Raw genomic sequence first — 6,082 nt, forward strand, 5'->3', positions numbered from 1 at the left:
AGTTTTTTTAACCTCCCGCCCTCGGTGTTCCACCCTCCCTAAATTCTCGGCGAATAGGGGGGAGTATCACGTTTCCGTTTTCGTCAAACGAATATCGCTTTTTCCGCTTTGATTTGTGATGTTCTTTGTTATGGCAATCTTGACATAGCGCTTCGAGATTATCCCACGAAAGCGCAATGTACGGATCGTTTACGTTCTGCTTCGTCAAGTATGTTTTGTGATGTGCAATCTTCGCGGCAACGGGATTGTGCGGCGTAGAACAGCGTTCGCACAAGTAGCCCTTCGATTGCAAGAAGGCATCACGGCAAGATCGCCACGCCTCACTGTTATAGAACTGCTCTGCCCACGGCTTCATACTCGCACCTTCCTTTCCCGCGCATAATAAAAGCGCCCTTCCGGATTGCTCCGAAAAGGCGCTATTCGTGCGCTTGCGTTTTGCGTAAAAATTCATCGTAAACAGTATAGCATATAAATATACCCCGTTCCACCCCTCGATATTGTCGCGATATTGTCACTTATTCGCCCGCCCTGCGCCTATACGTTGCCGCACTTACCGCCGCCGCGATCCCGAATACGCATACTGCCATATCGTTTACAATCTTGTTCCGCCATCTGCACGCGGTCTTTACACCTTTCAGAACGCCCGCTTCTTCAAGCTCGAAGGCTAATTCCTCCCACGTGTATGGCTTTCCATTCTCGCGCGGCTTGCCTTCGTAGTCCTCGCCGAAGTAGTACATACGAACCACGGTGAATTCCTTGCGGTCGCGGTAAAGGTTTATAGCCCTCTCCAGCCGCTCGAAGCCGTACTTTGTTTCCCGATACTGCCGCCTTTTTTCTTCCTGCATTTCTGCGATAATATCCGCTTCGGTTTTCTGCTCGTAATATCCTGTGCTTTTACTGCCCGCCGCGAAGGTCTTTCGCCCTGCGTGATATTCTACTTCGCAATAGCCTTCTTCATCGGCGACAAGTGCCGCCAGCTTCTTGTAGTTATACAAAAGTGTTTCCATAGCCTTGAAGTAATTCACATACGCGCCCGCCGTGTTTTTGTACGCTTCATAAGCGCCCGCGCGGGCGGCTTCGTTGATCGCTTCTCGTACCTCTTCGGAAATTCCCGCTTTTTTCTTCGCCATTTTCAGCCCTCCGTTTTCTGCCGTAGATAGTCGGTAATCACGCTTGCGGCTTCCTGCCATCCCTTGCAGATTGCCGCCGCGTATCCCTGTTTCAAAAGCCCGTTGATCCAGCGCACCTGTTCTTCGCTAATCCTTCCGCCGCGCTGTCGTTTAAGCTCAATGTATAGCCCGTGACTTGCCCCGCGTGCAACCGGAAGGCAAAGATCGGGAACGCCGGATTTCACGCCCTGCGCCCGAAGGCGTGCCGCTTCGATCTTGTTCCGGCTCCCGCCGTTCGGAACGTGGTACAAAAGCGCCAATTCCGGAAATCGCCCCGTTTGAAGTCTTGCCCACTCAAAAAGGGCAATTTGTTCTTCCGCCTCCGTAGGGATAGGGAAGGAAGGTGCTTTATTTTTCTGCATTTTGCGATCCCTCCCGTTCCCAATCCTCGAAAAAGAAAAACGGCTTGTTTTGCGCGATCGCTTCGCCAAACTCATATTTCGCGCCTTTGCTCTCTTTCCAATCCGGAAGGAAGCATACTTCGGCGCATTCATTCAGCATTGCGCCCGTCATTCGCATATAGGCTTCCCACGCGAAACCCTCCGAAGGCAATAGCGCCGGATTGACGACGATAAAACCGCCTTTTTCCAGCTTCTTCTGCGCTTCATAGAATTTTGAACGGTAGAACGGATCGCCCGTAATCTTTCCCGCAAGGTAAACTGTCTTTTTCTGCATCGTGTTTCCTCCCTTCGTCAAAACAGCTTTGTTTGTGCCGCCTTTTCCTGTTCCTCCAGCAGATCAAACAGGCGGATTTGTGCTTTCTCTGTTTCAAGCCGCTTGTTCGCCGCCTCAAAATACTTTGCGTTTATTTCAAAGCCAACGTAATCAAGCCCGCCAATCCTGTGGCAAGCGATAAGGGAACTTGCGCTTCCGGCGTGCGTGTCTAAAATCTTCATACCCTTTCGGGCAAATAGGGACAAAACCCATTCATACAGCTTCACGGGCTTCTGTGTTGGGTGTATTGTCCCTTCAATTTGCAATTCAACGCGGTTCAAGGTAAAAATCCGCGTCGGCGTGTCAAAGCTGGTGTATGCAAGCTCACAATCAGACATTGAAAGCCCGCGTTGCCCCTTATCCCATACAAGCCAGCCTTTGTGCGCCTGTTTCAGCACCGGAACAAAGTAATTCCCGCCCCAAATGATTTGATTTCGGGATACCCGTTCAAGCTCTCTGAAATATTCTTCTGACGGCGGTTCATTGTCCCAGCCTTCCCGCGAATGCTCTTTCCTGTTGTGCTTCGGATTTCTGCAAACGCGCTTCCGCTGTCCGTCAATCCCAATCCCGTAAGGTGGATCAACGATCGCAAGATCAAAGAAGCCGTCCGGAAACTCCTTCATTCCCTGCATACAATCCAGATTATAAAGCCTATTCAATTCAAGCAACGTCGATCGCCTCCTTCCGTTCTCTTTCTCCCACCCCTCCGCCCCTCCCGCTGGGAGGGGAACAGGCTCAAAGGAATAAAGCCCGCCCCGATCTGTTATGCACATTTCCCCAGCCTTCATTGTGGAAAAGTTGAAGCCGCCTTGATAGATTTTCTTTCCCCGCCGCTGTCCTGTTTTCTATCACTCACGGATCGCCCCGTAAAGGTCAAGCGGCTTTGCCGTGCTTCGCAACCTTGACGGGCTGATCCTCTCGTGATCTTCGATAAACAGGCGACGGGGAATAAATGAAAATCTATCTCGAAGGCTTCTTCTGTGATCGAAGCTATGCTTCGTCGCCAAACGTTACACATTTACAAGGCTTTATAAATGCTGATCCGAAATCAGCTTTTGCCGTCCTTTGCCGCTCGTTTGCGTTTCCGCTTCGGCGGCTCTAACACATACTTAAAATAAAGGTATCCATACTTTGTGCTTTTCGTTTCTACTAATATATAGCCCTTCGGCGGGCGCGGCGGCTTGCTCTCTGTGTAAACCCTTTTCGCAACGGTCGGCGTTTCCCGTTCCGGCTTCCGCGCGTTGCGCGTCTGCTTCCAACGGTGTCCGCCCTGCTCCGGTGTCCAATGGTCGAAAAGGTAATTCGCAAGCCCCGTGTAATCCTGTCCGTGATCTACGCCGTCGTAATAATTGTGTTCGCGTAGATGGTCGATCCGGACGATACTTCCGTAAATCCATTGTTTCTTGATCGCTTCTTCCGGTACGCCGTCCGAAAGCATATGCGCGTGAATTCTGTTCGTGTTCTTGCCGCGTCCTAAATAAATAAAGATCACGGCATCGGGGAAGGCGTATTTCAGCCGCCGCACGAATAGATCGCGTATCCGCTTCGCTTCCTTGAAGGTATGTACTTCGTTTTCGTTGTCCAGCGTCAGCGTGCTATATAATGAACGCGGGGAAAAGTTTTCATTTACCAGCCGCGCGTGTTTTCTTCTTGATATTCCGATCCGGTGTTGTTCCCGTTCTTCCTCTGTCTTAAATCGCGGGCGCGGTTCAGCCTTCTTTATATCGGTAAGCCTGTCCGATATGTTGAAAACTTCCTGTTCGCATACAGCGCCCGAAAATATCCTTCTTTTTACTCTCTGCATACGTCAAGCCGCCTTCCTTTGACAAGAAGCCACCTTCGTGCTATAATAACAAATGTATTGAATAGCCTTAAACGGCGCGCCCCTCAACGGGGAAGAACCGTCCTGTACGCCCATACAGGACGGTTCTTTTTTTGTCTATCCATTGTTAAGCCCTTCGCCTTGCACGAAATCTTCGCATTTCGTTTCTTCGCAAGGTTTGAAGCGCATTCCATCCGCACAACCGACGCACGGGAAAGGGCGTATCCCGTCCGGCGTGTATCCTTCGCGGATTTTCTCGCATTCCTCCAGCCGTTCGCATTGATCGCACCAGCACTTCCGGCAATCCCCAATTTCAGTTTTTACCGGATCACGCTTCAACGGCTCTTCGGTTTCGTGTACCTCTTTAATATCGTTTGCCGCCTCCATCACGTCGTAAGCGTCCATACCGTCTTTGAAGCCTCGAAGCAATGCGGCGAACATAAACCCGATTGCCGCGCCAGCTTCTTCAAGCGTTGCCGCGTCGATCTTGATTTCGTCCATTTCCGTTACCTCTCTTCCTGTCGATCCTGCAAGTGCGGATAATTGCCACGATTACGCAATATACGATCAGCACCGCCACCGCAATACAGGCGATCCCGCAAAGCAGGAAGAAGGCGTTTTGCATAAATTCAAACATTGTCATTGTGAATTACCTTCCTTCCTCGAAAACCTCTTCCGGCTGAATGTTCCACGCCGCCGCAATATGCTTCATCATATCCACCGCTTCGGCGCGCTTCTTCATATCCCCGTCAAGGTAAGATTTCAAGATTTCAGATTTCAGAACGCAAAGCGGGCGAACGCCCCAGTTCCCATTCCACGCGTTGCTGTTGACCAGCGTGCCGTCGGAATTGACGTAGCGGACGTAAGGATTTTTCGGGCTGTCCGGCGTAGCTGTCCACCACCAAGTATCCGGAAGCGCCGGAATGTTGCCGCGAAGAAGCCTGTATTCGTCGCACGTGATAAGCCCGACACGGACGCGATCTCCGCCGTAGTCCCTCAAACCGTCGTCGGCGGTCAAGTCAACGTTGAAATGCTCGAACATTTCTTCCGGTGCGCCCTCTGCAATCAGCCTTTTCAGAAATTCGCCGTTCAAGAACTCGCGAATATCGGACGCGGCAAAATCGTTTCGGTTCTGCGCGTCGAATGCTCGTTCCCCGATACACTCCGAAGCAATACACTTCACCCAGCTTTCGGCGGTCTGAATAATCGTGAAGGCGATCCCACCGATCTTAATTTCCTGTTTCGGCGCGAAGCCGTGTTTGTTCTCTGTCATATTAAAAAGCCCCTTTCTTATATAAATAGGTATGTCCGCACCCGCTCGCGGGTGTTTAACACTTCTTGCCGCCGTGTCTGTACGGGCGGCTTTTGTTGTATTCGTGCTTCTGTGAAATTGCCGTGTCAATGTCAATTTCGGCATATCCGCAATAATCAAGGACGCGAATAATCACGTCGGCAAGCTCGATCGGTATTCCTTCCGGCTTTCCGTTGTTTCCGGCGTAAACTTCCGTAGGCAAGCGCCCGTTTCGGTATTCTTCCAGTGCTTCGGATACCTCCGAATGAATGAGTGCCAAAACTTCCGGAAATCCGCGTTCTTCGTCCCACCAGCCGTGATCGACGGCGTTTTCGTGAATTTGCTTTGCAACCTCGTTAATTCCTGTCATTGTTTGCGCTCCTTTCTTCGTCGCTGTTGCTTTCGCCCGCGTCCCTTTGACAATCGCACGTTTCCCCGTTGTCAAGGTGTGCGCCGCAATGGTCGCATACTTTGTATTTCAATTCTTCTGTACCTCCGTTCTTTGAAATAATTAGACGGCGCAAGCCGTCCGCGCATAGCGTCAAGCCGTGTTCGCAAAGGTAGGCGCGGCGGCGTTCCGCCTCTGCCGCCTCCCAGCCGCAATGCTCGCACCCGCTACAATCTTTTTTCTTTGCCTTTTCCGGAAGTGTGCATATATATTCCACGTTCACACCTCCAGCCGCATAACCTTTTTGATCCGTGCATCAAGCACAAGAACCCGCGTCCCGTCCCCGATACGCCTTTCAATGCTTTGTTGCATTTTCTGCATATCCTCTTCACGAAGGAACGTTTCTGTCATAAGGATTAAAAGCCCGTTGCCTTTCAGCCCTTCAACCTCTTTCACGGGAATTTCTGCGCCATCTGCGCGTCTGAAAAATAAGCCTTCGTTCATTGCTTCACCCGCTCCCCGTTATAGATAACTACCATAGAAGGGAAGGGCGCGGGATCGCTCGCGTTCCCTTCGTCGTCTGTGAAGCGAAGCCGCCCGCGAACGAACCGGATTTCCGCTTTCCCGTATATGTAATCGTGAAAATAGATCGTATCCGTCCGCGCCGGAATAAGTAGCACAATAGCGTACCCCCCCCC

10 protein-coding genes and 1 pseudogene are annotated in these 6,082 nt (G+C 51.2%); all 11 read right to left on the reverse strand.

What is annotated here, in order from left to right:
• Nucleotides 1-7: 7 nt before the first annotated feature.
• Nucleotides 8-451, reverse strand: a complete 444-nt coding sequence (locus NI20_RS0106625; RefSeq protein ID WP_341349247.1) for an HNH endonuclease signature motif containing protein — start codon at nucleotides 449-451, stop codon at nucleotides 8-10.
• Nucleotides 452-515: 64 nt separating this feature from the next.
• Nucleotides 516-1,130, reverse strand: coding sequence for a hypothetical protein (locus NI20_RS0106630; protein ID WP_033117129.1), 615 nt, complete (start codon nucleotides 1,128-1,130; stop codon nucleotides 516-518).
• A gap of 2 nt (nucleotides 1,131-1,132) precedes the next feature.
• On the reverse strand, nucleotides 1,133-1,531 hold the full coding sequence (locus NI20_RS0106635) for a VRR-NUC domain-containing protein (protein WP_033117130.1): 399 nt from the start codon (nucleotides 1,529-1,531) through the stop codon (nucleotides 1,133-1,135).
• Complete coding sequence (locus NI20_RS0106640; RefSeq protein ID WP_052082586.1) at nucleotides 1,518-1,844, reverse strand: DUF4406 domain-containing protein; 327 nt, start codon at nucleotides 1,842-1,844, stop codon at nucleotides 1,518-1,520. The genes NI20_RS0106635 and NI20_RS0106640 overlap by 14 nt, the downstream gene beginning before the upstream one ends.
• Before the next feature lie 17 nt (nucleotides 1,845-1,861).
• Nucleotides 1,862-2,551, reverse strand: a complete 690-nt coding sequence (locus tag NI20_RS0106645; protein WP_242842943.1) for a DNA methyltransferase — start codon at nucleotides 2,549-2,551, stop codon at nucleotides 1,862-1,864.
• Between the two features lie 380 nt (nucleotides 2,552-2,931).
• Nucleotides 2,932-3,687, reverse strand: coding sequence for a hypothetical protein (locus tag NI20_RS0106650; protein ID WP_033117131.1), 756 nt, complete (start codon nucleotides 3,685-3,687; stop codon nucleotides 2,932-2,934).
• Nucleotides 3,688-3,822: 135 nt separating this feature from the next.
• Nucleotides 3,823-4,206: a hypothetical protein gene (locus tag NI20_RS0106655; RefSeq protein ID WP_033117132.1), complete on the reverse strand. Its 384-nt coding sequence runs from the start codon at nucleotides 4,204-4,206 to the stop codon at nucleotides 3,823-3,825.
• 148 nt (nucleotides 4,207-4,354) lie between these two features.
• Nucleotides 4,355-4,978: a DUF6273 domain-containing protein gene (locus NI20_RS0106660; protein ID WP_052084482.1), complete on the reverse strand. Its 624-nt coding sequence runs from the start codon at nucleotides 4,976-4,978 to the stop codon at nucleotides 4,355-4,357.
• A gap of 55 nt (nucleotides 4,979-5,033) precedes the next feature.
• Nucleotides 5,034-5,366 (reverse strand): hypothetical protein, encoded by a 333-nt coding sequence (locus NI20_RS0106665; protein ID WP_033117133.1) that lies wholly within the window; start codon nucleotides 5,364-5,366, stop codon nucleotides 5,034-5,036.
• A 297-nt stretch (nucleotides 5,367-5,663) separates the two neighbouring features.
• Complete coding sequence (locus NI20_RS0106675; protein WP_033117135.1) at nucleotides 5,664-5,888, reverse strand: hypothetical protein; 225 nt, start codon at nucleotides 5,886-5,888, stop codon at nucleotides 5,664-5,666.
• Nucleotides 5,885-6,082 (reverse strand): annotated as a pseudogene (locus NI20_RS15505) (adenine methyltransferase); the annotation flags it as partial. The pseudogene NI20_RS15505 and the gene NI20_RS0106675, both read right to left, overlap by 4 nt.

The sequence above is a fragment of the Oscillibacter sp. ER4 genome, assembly GCF_000765235.1.
Taxonomy (GTDB): domain Bacteria; phylum Bacillota; class Clostridia; order Oscillospirales; family Oscillospiraceae; genus Hominicoprocola; species Hominicoprocola fusiformis.

What these genes read in the sequence shown, in the direction of transcription:
- NI20_RS0106625 (WP_341349247.1), bottom strand. Translation starts at nt 451, where the DNA reads ATGAATTTTTACGCAAAACGCAAGCGCACGAATAGCGCCTTTTCGGAG.
- NI20_RS0106630 (WP_033117129.1), bottom strand. Translation starts at nt 1,130, where the DNA reads ATGGCGAAGAAAAAAGCGGGAATTTCCGAAGAGGTACGAGAAGCGATC.
- NI20_RS0106635 (WP_033117130.1), bottom strand. Translation starts at nt 1,531, where the DNA reads ATGCAGAAAAATAAAGCACCTTCCTTCCCTATCCCTACGGAGGCGGAA.
- NI20_RS0106640 (WP_052082586.1), bottom strand. Translation starts at nt 1,844, where the DNA reads ATGCAGAAAAAGACAGTTTACCTTGCGGGAAAGATTACGGGCGATCCG.
- NI20_RS0106650 (WP_033117131.1), bottom strand. Translation starts at nt 3,687, where the DNA reads ATGCAGAGAGTAAAAAGAAGGATATTTTCGGGCGCTGTATGCGAACAG.
- NI20_RS0106655 (WP_033117132.1), bottom strand. Translation starts at nt 4,206, where the DNA reads ATGGACGAAATCAAGATCGACGCGGCAACGCTTGAAGAAGCTGGCGCG.
- NI20_RS0106660 (WP_052084482.1), bottom strand. Translation starts at nt 4,978, where the DNA reads ATGACAGAGAACAAACACGGCTTCGCGCCGAAACAGGAAATTAAGATC.
- NI20_RS0106665 (WP_033117133.1), bottom strand. Translation starts at nt 5,366, where the DNA reads ATGACAGGAATTAACGAGGTTGCAAAGCAAATTCACGAAAACGCCGTC.
- NI20_RS0106675 (WP_033117135.1), bottom strand. Translation starts at nt 5,888, where the DNA reads ATGAACGAAGGCTTATTTTTCAGACGCGCAGATGGCGCAGAAATTCCC.